Below are 12,787 nucleotides of genomic sequence, written 5' to 3' on the forward strand. Positions count from 1 at the left end.
AATAAATAAATTACGAAGTGTTGAGGTTTGTCCCAGATGCAAGACGTATATAACATTTGGTACTAATGGTAAAAAGATTTCCAGTTATGAATATAGGATTCCAAATGGTGAGTTTAATATTGTAATTAATTCGTCTATTTTACATCTTGTTTCAGTACATAATCTTGTACCTGATACTACAATTGTTTCTGCCTTAGAAAATTTATATTGCAAAGCACCTGAATATTAGTTTGTTCATTATGGCATGTATAAATATCAAAAATTTAACACTTCAAGACGTCGCTTCATTTACGCTAAAAAATAACCCCAGCAAGCAATTTAAAGAAAAATGGGGTGACGAGTATTTTAGCCGCGCAATGTCATTATGGCGTGGAGTAAAGGAATGTTATTCAAAAAGTAAAGAATGTAACTTCACTACACAAGAGCTTTTATTTGCAATGAACTATGAATATGCAGTTGCTCCTTACAGCTCTGAGAATAATAACGCTATTGAATTTTATAGATGGTGTTTTGAAAATTTAAATAAAATCAAGGATAGATAATGAATAAAATAAACACGGATGTAAATTACAGAACAATGGCCGGTAATGCGCGTTTAGTTATGTTAGGCGAATCGAGCCATAGTGCTGCTGGCTATAAATATGAGGCTATAAAAGCGATTAGGCAGTTAAAGGCTGCGGGTTTTACACATTTTGCTATAGAAATGCTGCCTAGCTCGATGCAGGAAAAAATTGAACTGTATCAACGAACAGGTAAAGGCTTTAACATAATACAGCAATATTTTGATAAATATTGGACACATGGTGATTTTACTCCTCAAGCCTATGGTGAGCTGGTAAAGGCGGCACGCAATGCAGGAATGAAGATAGTTGCATTGGATGTTTCTGTAGAAACGATGGAAGTAATGGATAGTGTATGCCCATCGACAAAAGCCGTGACTGGAGAGTGTTTTGACGCGCATACGTTTAGAAACGATCTTTGGGCTTATAATTTAGCTACAATCCTCAAGAGAGCTAAGCAGAATAAAATTGTTGCTTTTATGAGTCGATGGCACGCAGTTAAGAATTTAAAGTATCAAATAGGTATTGATTCTTTAATTAAAGAGCACGGTATTCAAAATGTTCGTTTTATTGATTTTATTGGTGGCTTATCTTGTTACAGCGACAGGCCGTGTAAGGGCATGTCTAGCCAACAAGAGACTTTGAAAGGACAATACTTCTACAAAGAGGGTTTTCCGTATGAAAGTACGGTTAAATCATTTCAAGTCCACCTACCAGAAAAGCGTATTAATAATGATGGGTCATTCCAATGGTAAAAGCACCAGTGACACTTGTGTTAGCAATTGTTTTTTTTATTTTTACGGATGCTAAAGCATCTATGTTTGCGAATATTGATATTAATGATCCGAACTTAACCGTTGAAATTGCAGCTAAGCAATGCGAAAAAAGCTATATGCACGCACCTAACAAATTAGAAGAATGGTGTGAAAAAGCTTACGAAATGGGTCACTTGGAGTCCTTGTATTATATTGGTATGTATACTGGGAATGGGTCCCGTTATTTAAATGAATTAAATATTCGAATTGAACAAGGTGAAGCTAATGCTATTAATACATTAGCTTGGTTATACCAAAGCGGCCGTTTAGTTAAAAAAGATTTAAGTAAAGCTGCACGCTTATACCAGCTTTATTTAGCACAAGAAAATAACCAAGCAATTACACTTAAAACTTCTACACATTTTGAGTTAGCTACAATTTATAGAAAGCTGGGTATGTGGGATAAAGTAATAACTCATACTCAATATGTAATTGATAAGGCAAAAAGAGAAGGTCGTAGGGAACTTGCACAGAGATGGCGAGATGAGGCTGAAACATATTTGAAAGAAAGTAATTTGTGAGTTTTTCACGCGTATATAGCTTTTCACTTGGCAGTCATGTGACAAAGTATTTATTAATTAGTGCACTGTTTACTTTTAGCTTAATTAGTAATGCCGCTGGCCCTCGATGGGATAATTCAATAGATATAAATGCTCCAGATTTGACTGTATTAGCTGCCGCAGAGCAGTGCCATAAAAGTTTAATTAACGCGCCTGAGTATCTTGAAGAGTGGTGTGAAAAAGCTTATGGAATGGGATACTGGAAGGCACTGGTTACACTAAGCCTCCATAATGGAGATGGAACTCGATTATTAGAGGAGGCCAAAAAGCGGGTTGCGGCAAAAGAGCCAAAAGCTTATTCAACTTTAGCTTGGTTATATGGCAGTGGTATGTTTGTGGAGCAAGATATTAATTATGCTATTGCCCTTTACAAAGAATTTTTAGCATTAGATGCAGAATTACCAAATTCGTTAGTTGCGGCTGCGCACTTTAAGTTAGCAAACTTATATGAATCGCAGCAGGATTGGCTTGCAGTAAATGAGCATGCACAATATGTTATTGACCACAGTCCTTTAGCTTATGATAAAGAACGAGCTGTTGATTTGATAAAGTTAGCTAAAAAAATTTTTGATTAAGAATAAATCATTGAATAAAAACTGATACAAAAAGGAGCTATAAACGCCAAATTAAGGCGCTATAGAATTATTATGGAACAACAAAACCAACATACACTAACCAACCTTGTATACGATATTTACGAGGATCCAACCAAAATTGAAGAGCATCAAGAGCTTATTCAACCATTATTGAGCGATTTAGTCGCAACTGCCCCTGCGGGTTTTGAAGGCATAGCGACGATGATCAATACCCACATATCAAACGGGTTTAAGTTTAAAAACCCTAAAATACAAAAGTTTGAGCTTGAGTCGGGCTTATTAAAGCTTAAAACCTACTTTCAAAAAATAAACCTTTAATTAGTTTCGAAATTGCCAATACTCTCGGCGCAGTGTGTTGGCAGTAATCAAGGATGATAAATGACTCTTATAAACACCTGCATTTTAATGCTGTTTTTACAGCCATTATTTGTTTATTTAGCACTTTTTAAACAGTCAAAATACAGCGTTGAGCCTAAAAGTTCGTTAGATAATGAAGATTCAATGTTTTTATTTATTGCCCCTGGCTTATCGGTTTTTTATCTTGATCAGTTTTGGGTCGCGCTGCTTTATTTAGGTAGTGTGTGCTTATTGGGTGTATTGCTAGCTAAAATTGTAGAAAGTAAAGCAAACAAGCGATTAACCAGAGACGATTCAATAGGGTTTATGGTCGCCAGTTTTATCTTTTTTGGAATGATAAAGTTAATTATTGTTGCGGTAGCGTATTTTTTTACCGATGACGCTTCAAGCGCGATAACAGAAGATTTAAGCCCAGCTAAAGAGCCCTCATTAACGATTAGCCAAATGTTTAGTGTGGATTATTTATATAGCCAGTTTAAACCTACGGTTTATTTTTTAGCATTAATGGTCGTGACCTTGGTGCTCAAAATTATTGAGTATAAGTTTTCTCTGAAGGAGGCGCTTTCAGGCATACTTATTATGCTAAGTGCGTTATTAGTCGGTATTTCCCCATTATTTGGCGAAGCTTATATATTAGGCTTAATTGCTAACTTTTTTATCTTTTTTATAGTGTGCTCTACATGTATTGAAATAGACAAAATAGGGGATGCATCGGGTGGCGCTATTGCTATTTTGTATGGCTATATATTAATGATGGGACTAGGGTTTAGCATTATATGTAAGCTGGTTTATGAAGTGTTTTTTTAGGGAAAGATTTATTGCTTGTTTTTTGCTCTAAATGCTTGCAGTGCGCTTTGTACCCAATTAGAATAAATTTTAGTTGAAATGGCAATTTCATTAACGCTGATAGTTAAGAGTTTAAAACGTCATTAAATAGCAATACGACACGTATATTTTGAGGCTAATAGTAGGGAGTTGTATATTTTGTTATCGCGTTTTAAAGCTTACTTTTTGGTAGTTGTATCTATTACTATTATTTTTACTACAACACAGGCTTGTGCAGATATGTTTGGTTTTTTTAATAAGCAGGATTTTGTTTTATCGGCTCCGATGAAGGGGCAGTTGTTAGATAAAGGGCAGCCTGTTGCAAATACTAAGGTTGTACGTGCGCTTACTTATGGTGATGAATATAAAGATGAAGCAATAACCGATGAAAATGGTTTTTTTACCTTCACAGAAAAATCTATAAAAACGAGTAAGCCTGCAAACATGTTTGATAATGAATCACTGGTTCAGCATGTTTATTTAGAAAATGGTACGCCTGAGGGCGTTGTACTTTGGTACACAACCGTGTCTATGCACGAAGGGAGTGATACCCTAAAAAACTTACTCGCTAACTTAGAGTGTGATATTGCCGAAGAGCCACAAACATACGACATACCTATAGAAGAAGCACCAGAGCATTTCTTTACGATATATGGTGCATGTAAAATGTAACTTTTAACATAATCATTTAAAGGGAATTTTATGAATACTTTAACTCCTACACAAGCTGTACAAGTTGCTTTGCTTGCTTATAAAGCAAAGAGTATTAAAAGTACCACGTTACTTAATAATTCTTTGCATCCTTCTCTGCGAGGTAGCTTTAACTTTGGGGTTAGCCCTGAAGCAGTACAAGGAATATCTGGTGGTTTTTTCTCTCATTTATTTGGTTTAAGCACTGGTTTTGGTTTGCTAGGACATGGCCAAGGGCTGTATCAAGGTGATTCAGTAATCACTATTCGCGGCACGGCCTCTCTTAGAGATGGCCTAACAGATGCACACTTTGGGTTAAGCGGTGGCTCTAATGGCAGTATGGTACATGCTGGGTTTAATAAAACCTTTTATAGCATGAAGCCCGCTTTACAAGAGTTTGTAGCGGCTAACATTCGAGACAAAATAACCGGCTGTGTGCACATTGTTGGTCACAGTTTAGGTGGTGCATTGGCTACGCTTTCAGCCGATTGGATAAAAGCAGAGTATTCGTTACCCGTTAAATTATATACATTTGGCTCGCCAAGAGTAGGGCTTGATAACTTTTCGCGCGCTGCTACTTCTCGTATTGATAAAATATACCGCTGTACACACGGTGCTGATCCGGTTACAAAAGTGCCTTTGTGGCCATTTTCACATGCGCCCTACAATGGCCAAGAAATTCGTCTTGATAACGGTCAAGGTCTTAAAGGCGCAGCCCACAAGTTAAGTGGTACGCCAGGCTATGTTAATACCGCAAACAGTAATGACTGGGGCAATTTAACTGTAAAAGCAAACCACTTCTTAAGCACACCGGTACGTTTAAAGTTTGAAGACAGAAACCAAGCTTCATTTAGTTCACACTGGGCAGATAAACTGGGCGCTGCGTTAGTTACCTTATTAAAAGATTCGGGTTACTACAGTGCTGTTGCGGCACAAGCAGCCATAGGTACAGGCTTAACTTTTTACGATATGCTCGCGCGAACGCTTGATAAAATAGCCAAAGCGTCAGCCTCATTTGCAACGCAAACCTTAGGTTTACTCGGCCACATGCTAGTGTTTGCTGGCAAAGTTATTAGTAAAGCCGTAGAGCTGACTTACAGTTTTATTAAATCAGTATTTGATTCAACTCTAGGGGCATTATATCGTGCTGCACGAGAAGGCTTAAATGGTCTAGATTAATGTCTTATAAGCCTTAATCTCGCTCTAACAAAATGGCACCACTTTGGGTTTCACCTAAGTGGTCGTCTTTGTTATAAATAGGGCACTTACTCATTGATAAACACCCACAGCCAATACAGCCATCAACCCGCTCACGTAGACGTTGCATGTAAGCAATGCGCTCATCAAGCTGTGCTTGCCATTGTTTTGAAAGTGCAGACCAGTCTTTTTGGGTAGGTGTGCGCTGCTCTGGTAACGTTGCCAGTGTTTGTTTAATTTCTTCCAGCGTGATCCCCATCGCTTGTGCCGCTTTTATAACTGCGACTCGCCTTAGTACATCTGGTTTAAAACGTCGTTGGTTGCCACTGTTTCGCCAACTGCGTATTAGCCCTTTAGTTTCGTAAAAGTGCAGTGTAGATACCTTAACGCCACTGCGTTTAGCGACAAACCCAACCGTTAAGTTGGCTTCAGTAAGCTTTTTTTGTACCGCCATCACTTTAATTCCTTTTAAAAATTAAATTATTTCTTATTGACCTGAACTTAACTTGAGGTTTTAAGCTTTGCTCCATCATAAGAAAAGGAGCTAACCCAATGCAAGAAGAATCAGCACACCATATCGCAATCATATATTCAAGTGGTCGTAAAAATGGCAACACTACCGCGCAAGTTAATGCCTATAGTAAGCAACAAAGCGGCATTGTTTTTTGCTTAGATGATTATGTTATTTCACCTTATCGCTACGATAAGCAGTATCACAATGATGATTTTTATAATTTGTTTGAAGTGTTACTTCGCTACGAACATTGGGTGTTCTCATCTCCTGTGTACTGGTATAACACCACGCCACAAATGAAAGCATTTATGGACAGGATCACAGATTACATGGATGATGAGGCGTTAAAACCGAAGCTTAGAACTTTACGTCAAAAGCAGTTTTCACTGCTGTCTAATGCCGCATCTCCCTCTGCGCCAGACGCATTTATCGATATGTTTAAACATACCTTTAATTATTTAGGAATGACTTTTAAATCGCATTCACATATTCAGGCTAGTTAATCACGTTAAATAGCGTTAGGCTAAACAAAAAGTAAAAAGGATGATGTATGAAAACGTTACTTATTGGCTCAAGCTTACTTTTGGCTAGCTTTAGTACTCTTGCTGCAGAGCCTGCGCCTGTTATTAAAGACTATGGTTATTTTTATAATGTGCCCGAGAATGTGTCTGATTTAAGCCAAGCGCAGTTTAAGATAGCTTTTGATGTAGGTAAAGGCGCTGAAAAGGGCGCGCAAAATAATCATATTAATTCGTTAGCGCGATTTATTAATATGCATGTGGCTCACGGCGTAAAACCAGAAAATATTCAGCTTGCGCTGGTGGTACACGGTGGAGCCAGCGTTGATGTACTGCAAAACAGTGATTATAAAGCTCGGTTTGAAAAAGATAACAAAACCGAATCTTTAATTAAACAGCTGCTTGCTAATAACACGCAGGTATATGTATGCGGGCAGTCGGCAATGCATATGAAGGTAGCAGCAGATCAGCTTATACCTGGGGTGAAAATGGCGCTTTCTGCGATGACTGCGCATGCGCAGTTACAGCAACAAGGCTATACATTGAATCCGTTTTAATGAATATTCTGTGTTTTGGTGATTCCAATACCTTTGGTATTTCTCCTGTTGATGGCAAACGGCTGAGCGAAATTGAACGCTGGCCTACTTTATTAAAGCAGCAGTTGGGCACCGGCTTTGAAGTGATTGAAGCCGGGGAGCCTAATCGTACTTTAGTCAATAACCCCCCGTTTATGGGAGATAAATCGGGCATTAAATATTTAAAACCGTATCTGGAAGCGCACACTGTTGATGTTGTTATTATTCAGCTTGGCACCAATGACTTAAAAGCACGTTTTGCACTGTTTGCTATCGATATTGGCAAAGCGCTTGAGGAGTTAATTTTAGCCATTAAAGCCTTTTATCATTGTAAAACAATATCAAAGATAATCATTATAAGCCCGCCCAAGGTTCGTGAAGTGGGAAGTTATAAAAGCATTTACGCAGGTGCAGGTAAAAAAGCTGAACAATTATCCATTGAGTTCAAAGCCGCCTCTGATCGTCACACGTGTGAATTTTTAGATTGTTATCCGCTGATAAAACCATGCAAGAAAGAGGGCATACACTTACCCGTTAGTGCGCATAGAGAGCTTGCTAATAGGTTGACACCTATAATAAAAAAAGCCGCCGTGTACTAAACACCGCGACTTTAATTTATTGCTTAGGGAGTGTATTAAAATGCGTAACTAACACTTAAGCGTGTTGTACGCGGCATAATGTAACGGCCATTGGGGGCGTCGGCATTGCGTGGGTCGCCTTCAGTGATGCCTTGCTCGTCGGTTAGGTTATCTATGGCTAATTGCAGTTTAATGCCTTCCATTGGTTCAATAATTAAACCTAAGTCTACTTTTTCGTAGCCATCAAGTGTCACGGTGTTTTCGTTATTACCAAAGCGGTCATCCACCGCTGAAATTGTTCCATATAAAGTGGCATACATGCCGTCTACTTCAAAGTCATAGCTTGGTGTTACACGTACTTGCCATTTAGGCTGGCGCTGTGCTTCATTGCCTTTATTTTCTGGACTTTCAGTGATTTCGGTTTGTTGTAATGTGGTATTTAAATTAACAGAAAAGCCAGATTCATGATTAAAGTTGTAATCAAGTTCAACACCATACGCTTCGTTGGTTAAAATTTCAGCCGGCACACCCGGGCGACTTACAAAGGTATCGCCTTTTACTTCATTGACAAAAAAGGTGGCGTAGAAGTCGGTAGAGTCTGAAATAAGCTTGTAACCTAGTTCGCCCTGCGTTACTTCTTTAATGAGTTTTTCACCCCCTTGGTATGCGCCAAAGTTATCTCTAAAGTCATCAAAATATGGCATTTTATAACCACGGTTAACACGTGCAAACACGCCCATGTCGTCATTAATTGAATAGTTTAAACCGGTTGTCCATGAGGTTTTACTTTCATCGTAATCAACAGTTTTAGTGATAATACCGTCAAGGTCTTCATCAACACTGTACTGCACATCATGGTTTTCTTTACGTACACCTAAATCAAGCGTAAATGCATCTGCAAATTTATATTGGCTTGTAAAGTAAAGGGCATTGGTGCGTGCATCGCCTGTTGAGCTAATATCGTAATTAAAACCACACCCGTCAGTGTTTTGGTTACATTCAATACCATTTAATAACTCACCACCAGCTTCCAGCACATGATACGCGGTATTACCTAAGCTCCACCAATCGCTCGCAGATGTGCTTGCTGTGTAATAACCAAAAGTGGCTGATAAGTCACCAAATTGTTTTGAAAAAGCTAAGTCGTTAGTAAACGAGCTTATTTCTTTTAATACTACCCAGCGACCCAGTTGCTGAATCGCAGTGTCACTAGCATATTCGGTGTTAGTTACCGCACCGAATGCCGTTTGGCCATTGTCGGCCACTTCACCAACGGTTGTTGCTGAACCATTGGGTACTAGGCCAAATGTATTGGCATCGCCTTTGGTAATATTGAAGCGATCAATAAATTGCCAGCCATTATCAAATTCAAGTTTAATACTACCGCCGGATACATGGCCATCCCATCCTCGGCCATCACCTAGGTCAATGTCGTGTGGTTGCGCATTTGGGCCGGTAAAAATCGTCGCTTGACGGTTAAGTGTGCCAAGTTGGGTATATTCAGCATCAATGCCATTAACATTGAGTGGTGTTGGTAGGTACCATGCGCCATGATCGTCTGTTTGACGGGTATAAAAGTTAAGCTCGCCATTGTCTAACTCTTTAGTAATGTTAATTGTAAATTGGCTGCCTTTTTCAGAAGTAAAGCCTGCATCACGGATACCAGGAGAGCTTTTAACATAGCCGCCTACCATAAAATATAGGTCGTCGGTGATTTCACCACTTACTACAGCATCAACCCGTTGTAAGTCGTAATCTGAGGTGGTGTATTTAAATAAGCCTTGAGTATCTTCACTGCCACGTTTTAATCTAAAGTTGGTTGTTAAACCAGGCTGACCATTGGATAGCACAGGATTAGGACCACCACGCAGTGCTTCCATTGTTTCGATCGTTTCATCGATTCTAAATAACGATGAGTTTTCTAAAAATGAAAGAGTAGGCGCAGGGTAAACTGGCGAGCCTTCAATACTGAGTGTTAAAAATGGCGCATCACCACCTCCTGGAAACCCACGCACAAATACGTTGGCACCAGACTCACCGCCAGAGCTTTCAACCCACACACCGGGAACGGCTTTAAATAAGTCAGCAGTACTTTTAGGTGATAATTTTATAATTTGTGATGAATCAATATTTGTTACAGCGTAGCTGGCATCAATCTTTCTGATCCCAACACCTGCGGGTGTACCAGAAACGACAATTCGCTCAACTTTTTTTTCTTTTGCTTGTTCTGCTGCAAGAGCAGCGTGTGTGCTTAGGGCTAAAGTAATTGCACAGGCTAGCATGCTTTTTGTTTTATTGAATTTCATGTGTGAGATTCCGTTTTTAGTGTGTTAAACAGTGTGTATTACAGCGAGATTGATTAAATTTTAATGTAAACAGGCTGTATAAATTGAAACTCTAGAGATAAATGCAAACGTTTGCAATATTTATTTGTAAATTATTTATTAATAAGGGCTGTTGTTTTATTGAGCGTAATTACACAAGAGCGTAATTTTTAAGTTAATGGGCAAGCCAGTAAAAAATAATAATGCTATATTGTCAGTAAGTTAGATATAGCAACAGCCGCAGTGGAGCGTTTAGGGTTTTATGAATAATAAAAAAATTAAATTAGCTGATTTAGCAAAGCTTGCTGGGGTGTCTACCTCAACGGTTTCGCGCGCGCTGAATAATAACCCGCTCATTAAGCAAGAAACCCGCGACAAGCTTCAGCAGCTTGCAAAAAAACATAATTTTAGCCTTAACACGGCGGCTAGCCGTTTGCGTACGCAAAAGACCAATGTTGTTGCCGTCATTATTAATCTTGATGAGCAAACCGAGCAATCAATCAGCGATCCATTTTTACTCAAGGTAGTGAGCGAAATTAACCTTGCGCTTAATCAACAGGGGTTAGAGTTGTTGTTATCTAACTCTATTATGGCGCAAGATGACTGGGCTAATTACTTTATTAATGGCCGCCGAGCAGATGGCATTATTGTTGTGGGGCAAGGAAAAAACCAAACTAATATAGAAGCGGCTGCCGATGCAGGTATTCCTTTAGTTGTATGGGGGGATCCAAAAACACAAAGCAATTATCCTATTGTCGGCAGCGATAACTACTTAGGAGGAATGCAAGCGACCGCTCATTTAATAGAACACGGTGCTAAAAATATTTTATTTTTAGGCGATCCTGAGCATGGTGAAATTAGTGAAAGGCATCGTGGTTACGCTGCTGCACTTTCTACCCATAAACTTGAGCAGCATGTTATATCCATTGATCTTACCAGTCGCTCTGCGTATCAAGCAATTAATCAATTATTACGTGAAAAAGGGTTGTATTTTGACGCGATTATGGCCTGTAGTGACATGGTTGCACTGGGGGCGATGAAAGCGCTGAAAGAGCGCTACGTGAGTATTCCCAACGATGTGGCTCTGGTTGGATTTGATGACATTGCCATGGCTGATATCAGCCATCCTTCACTTTCTACAATTAAACAAAACACCCAATTTGCTGCGACTTTGTTAGTTAAAAAGTTAATACAACAGTTTTCAGGTGAAAAAGTCGAATCACAAGTTATTGATATAGAGTTAATTACTCGCCAGTCAAGCAAACGTTAATCTAGTATGCATGTATATTAATTGTTAAATTTAAAATGCAAACGATTGCAATGATATTTATTCTACTCTAAACTCAGGATTCACTGACTAACACACACGGTAATTTACCAGTTATGGGTAATTTGCTTTATAAACGTTATGGCGTATGTCGCTATAAACGAGGCACGCAATGAGTAAAATAAAAATCACACTGGCAATTGCTGCAAGCTATTTTATTTTCGCAATTTTATTAAATAGCGTAGGCACTGTTATTTTGCAGGCTATAAACACATTAGGGGTAAGCAAAACAGAAGCGTCGGTTTTAGAGGGGTTTAAAGACTTATCAATTGCAATAATGTCATTTGTTGTTGCTTCATTTATACCACGTTTAGGCTACAAGCTTGCAATGCTGCTAGCACTGATAGTTGTCGCTATAGCGTGTTTGAGTACGGCTGTAATAAGTGACTTTTACATGTTTAAAGTGTTATTTGCTGCTGTGGGTTGTGGTTTTGCGGTCGTTAAGGTGTCGGTTTATTCAATTATTGGCCAAGTGACTGAGGATGCAAATAGTCACTCATCATTACTGAACACCATAGAAGGCATTTTTATGGTGGGTGTATTAAGTGGCTATTGGGTATTCACCGCATTTATAGACCCTGTTGATAGCAATGCCTGGTTGAACGTTTATTACGTATTAGCAGCGCTTACGCTTTTGGTGATTATCAGTGTCGTAATAGCACCAATAAAGCCTGCTATCAAAGGTCAAAAAAGCAACTCGGGTTGGAGTGACTTTATTGCTATGCTCAAACTTACCTATCAACCGTTAGTGCTGATTTTTATTATTAGTGCATTTTTGTATGTGTTAATCGAGCAAGGGGTAGGGACTTGGTTGCCTACATTTAATAATCAAGTTTTGCAATTACCAGTAGCTATTAGTATTCAACTAGCGAGTATTTTTGCCGCAGCTCTTGCTTTAGGGCGTTTAGTGGCGGGCCAAGTATTAAAGCATATTCATTGGTTTGTAGTACTTAGCTGTTGTTTAGTTGCTATGGCTGCATTGATCATTATTACCTTACCACTAACGGAAAACTTACCTAAAAGCGAGGTGAATAGTTTATTTGATGCGCCTCTGGCGGCGTTTGTTTTGCCATTAATTGGCTTTTTTATGGCACCCATTTATCCGGTACTCAACTCAGTCATGCTCAGTGCGCTTCAAAAGCATCAACATGCTGCAATGACAGGGTTAATCGTTGTGTTTTCAGCACTTGGTGGCACCACAGGGTCGGTGATAACCGGGTATGTATTTGAGCACTTTAGTGGCCAGCATGCTTTTTATCTTTCACTTGTGCCCATTAGTTTAATTTTTATTAGCGTGATTATTTTTAAAAAACGCACCCATGCCATTTCACAACACGCAGTCAATAGTTAA

15 protein-coding genes are annotated in these 12,787 nt (G+C 39.0%); 13 read left to right on the forward strand and 2 right to left on the reverse strand.

Annotated features, from left to right (window positions below):
- Positions 1 to 239 precede the first annotated feature (239 nt).
- The 8 genes from PSM_RS16370 to PSM_RS16405 all read left to right on the forward strand — a co-directional run bounded on the left by PSM_RS16370 (position 240) and on the right by PSM_RS16405 (position 5,582).
- Positions 240 to 542 (forward strand): hypothetical protein, encoded by a 303-nt coding sequence (locus tag PSM_RS16370; RefSeq protein WP_013462981.1) that lies wholly within the window; start codon positions 240 to 242, stop codon positions 540 to 542.
- A complete protein-coding gene (locus PSM_RS16375) occupies positions 542 to 1,315 on the forward strand; it encodes a ChaN family lipoprotein (protein ID WP_013462982.1) in 774 nt (257 codons plus the stop codon). Before PSM_RS16370 ends, PSM_RS16375 begins: the two co-directional genes overlap by 1 nt.
- Entirely contained in the window at positions 1,309 to 1,896 is a 588-nt protein-coding gene (locus PSM_RS16380) for a hypothetical protein (protein WP_013462983.1), read from the forward strand. Before PSM_RS16375 ends, PSM_RS16380 begins: the two co-directional genes overlap by 7 nt.
- Positions 1,893 to 2,510: a hypothetical protein gene (locus tag PSM_RS16385; RefSeq protein ID WP_013462984.1), complete on the forward strand. Its 618-nt coding sequence runs from the start codon at positions 1,893 to 1,895 to the stop codon at positions 2,508 to 2,510. Before PSM_RS16380 ends, PSM_RS16385 begins: the two co-directional genes overlap by 4 nt.
- A 72-nt stretch (positions 2,511 to 2,582) precedes the next feature.
- Positions 2,583 to 2,849, forward strand: coding sequence for a hypothetical protein (locus PSM_RS16390; RefSeq protein WP_013462985.1), 267 nt, complete (start codon positions 2,583 to 2,585; stop codon positions 2,847 to 2,849).
- A 60-nt stretch (positions 2,850 to 2,909) separates the two neighbouring features.
- Positions 2,910 to 3,695 carry a hypothetical protein gene (locus PSM_RS16395; protein WP_013462986.1) on the forward strand — a complete coding sequence of 262 codons (786 nt, stop codon included), beginning with the start codon at positions 2,910 to 2,912 and terminating at the stop codon, positions 3,693 to 3,695.
- A gap of 177 nt (positions 3,696 to 3,872) precedes the next feature.
- The gene (locus PSM_RS16400; protein WP_013462987.1) at positions 3,873 to 4,385 is read left to right on the forward strand and encodes a DUF6795 domain-containing protein; all 513 of its coding nucleotides are present in this window, start codon (positions 3,873 to 3,875) and stop codon (positions 4,383 to 4,385) included.
- Positions 4,386 to 4,415: 30 nt separating this feature from the next.
- Positions 4,416 to 5,582, forward strand: coding sequence for a lipase family protein (locus tag PSM_RS16405; RefSeq protein WP_013462988.1), 1,167 nt, complete (start codon positions 4,416 to 4,418; stop codon positions 5,580 to 5,582).
- Positions 5,583 to 5,595: 13 nt separating this feature from the next.
- On the opposite strand, the gene soxR is transcribed toward PSM_RS16405, so the two are convergent.
- Complete coding sequence (gene soxR / locus PSM_RS16410) at positions 5,596 to 6,054, reverse strand: redox-sensitive transcriptional activator SoxR (RefSeq protein WP_013462989.1); 459 nt, start codon at positions 6,052 to 6,054, stop codon at positions 5,596 to 5,598.
- Positions 6,055 to 6,152: 98 nt separating this feature from the next.
- Here soxR and PSM_RS16415 point away from each other — a divergent pair, with 98 nt between their 5' ends.
- Genes PSM_RS16415 through PSM_RS16425 form a run of 3 tightly spaced genes read left to right on the forward strand, consistent with a single transcriptional unit; the run spans position 6,153 to position 7,806 of the window.
- On the forward strand, positions 6,153 to 6,617 hold the full coding sequence (locus PSM_RS16415; protein WP_013462990.1) for a flavodoxin family protein: 465 nt from the start codon (positions 6,153 to 6,155) through the stop codon (positions 6,615 to 6,617).
- A 47-nt stretch (positions 6,618 to 6,664) separates the two neighbouring features.
- Positions 6,665 to 7,189 carry a DsrE family protein gene (locus PSM_RS16420; RefSeq protein WP_013462991.1) on the forward strand — a complete coding sequence of 175 codons (525 nt, stop codon included), beginning with the start codon at positions 6,665 to 6,667 and terminating at the stop codon, positions 7,187 to 7,189.
- Positions 7,189 to 7,806: a GDSL-type esterase/lipase family protein gene (locus PSM_RS16425; RefSeq protein WP_013462992.1), complete on the forward strand. Its 618-nt coding sequence runs from the start codon at positions 7,189 to 7,191 to the stop codon at positions 7,804 to 7,806. Before PSM_RS16420 ends, PSM_RS16425 begins: the two co-directional genes overlap by 1 nt.
- Before the next feature lie 35 nt (positions 7,807 to 7,841).
- Here the strand turns inward: PSM_RS16425 and PSM_RS16430 are convergent, their stop codons facing one another.
- Complete coding sequence (locus tag PSM_RS16430; RefSeq protein ID WP_013462993.1) at positions 7,842 to 10,091, reverse strand: TonB-dependent receptor; 2,250 nt, start codon at positions 10,089 to 10,091, stop codon at positions 7,842 to 7,844.
- 280 nt (positions 10,092 to 10,371) lie between these two features.
- Between PSM_RS16430 and PSM_RS16435 the strand changes: the two genes are divergently transcribed.
- Together PSM_RS16435 and PSM_RS16440 are read left to right on the forward strand one after the other, a co-directional pair.
- Entirely contained in the window at positions 10,372 to 11,379 is a 1,008-nt protein-coding gene (locus tag PSM_RS16435; RefSeq protein ID WP_010389326.1) for a LacI family DNA-binding transcriptional regulator, read from the forward strand.
- A gap of 169 nt (positions 11,380 to 11,548) precedes the next feature.
- Positions 11,549 to 12,787, forward strand: a complete 1,239-nt coding sequence (locus PSM_RS16440; RefSeq protein WP_013462994.1) for an MFS transporter — start codon at positions 11,549 to 11,551, stop codon at positions 12,785 to 12,787.

Origin of the sequence: Pseudoalteromonas sp. SM9913 (genome assembly GCF_000184065.1) — a bacterium.
Taxonomy (GTDB): Bacteria; Pseudomonadota; Gammaproteobacteria; order Enterobacterales; family Alteromonadaceae; genus Pseudoalteromonas; species Pseudoalteromonas tetraodonis.

What these genes read in the sequence shown, in the direction of transcription:
- PSM_RS16375 (WP_013462982.1), top strand. Translation starts at nt 542, where the DNA reads ATGAATAAAATAAACACGGATGTAAATTACAGAACAATGGCCGGTAAT.
- PSM_RS16370 (WP_013462981.1), top strand. Translation starts at nt 240, where the DNA reads ATGGCATGTATAAATATCAAAAATTTAACACTTCAAGACGTCGCTTCA.
- PSM_RS16430 (WP_013462993.1), bottom strand. Translation starts at nt 10,091, where the DNA reads ATGAAATTCAATAAAACAAAAAGCATGCTAGCCTGTGCAATTACTTTA.
- PSM_RS16425 (WP_013462992.1), top strand. Translation starts at nt 7,189, where the DNA reads ATGAATATTCTGTGTTTTGGTGATTCCAATACCTTTGGTATTTCTCCT.
- soxR (WP_013462989.1), bottom strand. Translation starts at nt 6,054, where the DNA reads ATGGCGGTACAAAAAAAGCTTACTGAAGCCAACTTAACGGTTGGGTTT.
- PSM_RS16440 (WP_013462994.1), top strand. Translation starts at nt 11,549, where the DNA reads ATGAGTAAAATAAAAATCACACTGGCAATTGCTGCAAGCTATTTTATT.
- PSM_RS16435 (WP_010389326.1), top strand. Translation starts at nt 10,372, where the DNA reads ATGAATAATAAAAAAATTAAATTAGCTGATTTAGCAAAGCTTGCTGGG.
- PSM_RS16420 (WP_013462991.1), top strand. Translation starts at nt 6,665, where the DNA reads ATGAAAACGTTACTTATTGGCTCAAGCTTACTTTTGGCTAGCTTTAGT.
- PSM_RS16405 (WP_013462988.1), top strand. Translation starts at nt 4,416, where the DNA reads ATGAATACTTTAACTCCTACACAAGCTGTACAAGTTGCTTTGCTTGCT.
- PSM_RS16415 (WP_013462990.1), top strand. Translation starts at nt 6,153, where the DNA reads ATGCAAGAAGAATCAGCACACCATATCGCAATCATATATTCAAGTGGT.
- PSM_RS16395 (WP_013462986.1), top strand. Translation starts at nt 2,910, where the DNA reads ATGACTCTTATAAACACCTGCATTTTAATGCTGTTTTTACAGCCATTA.
- PSM_RS16380 (WP_013462983.1), top strand. Translation starts at nt 1,309, where the DNA reads ATGGTAAAAGCACCAGTGACACTTGTGTTAGCAATTGTTTTTTTTATT.
- PSM_RS16390 (WP_013462985.1), top strand. Translation starts at nt 2,583, where the DNA reads ATGGAACAACAAAACCAACATACACTAACCAACCTTGTATACGATATT.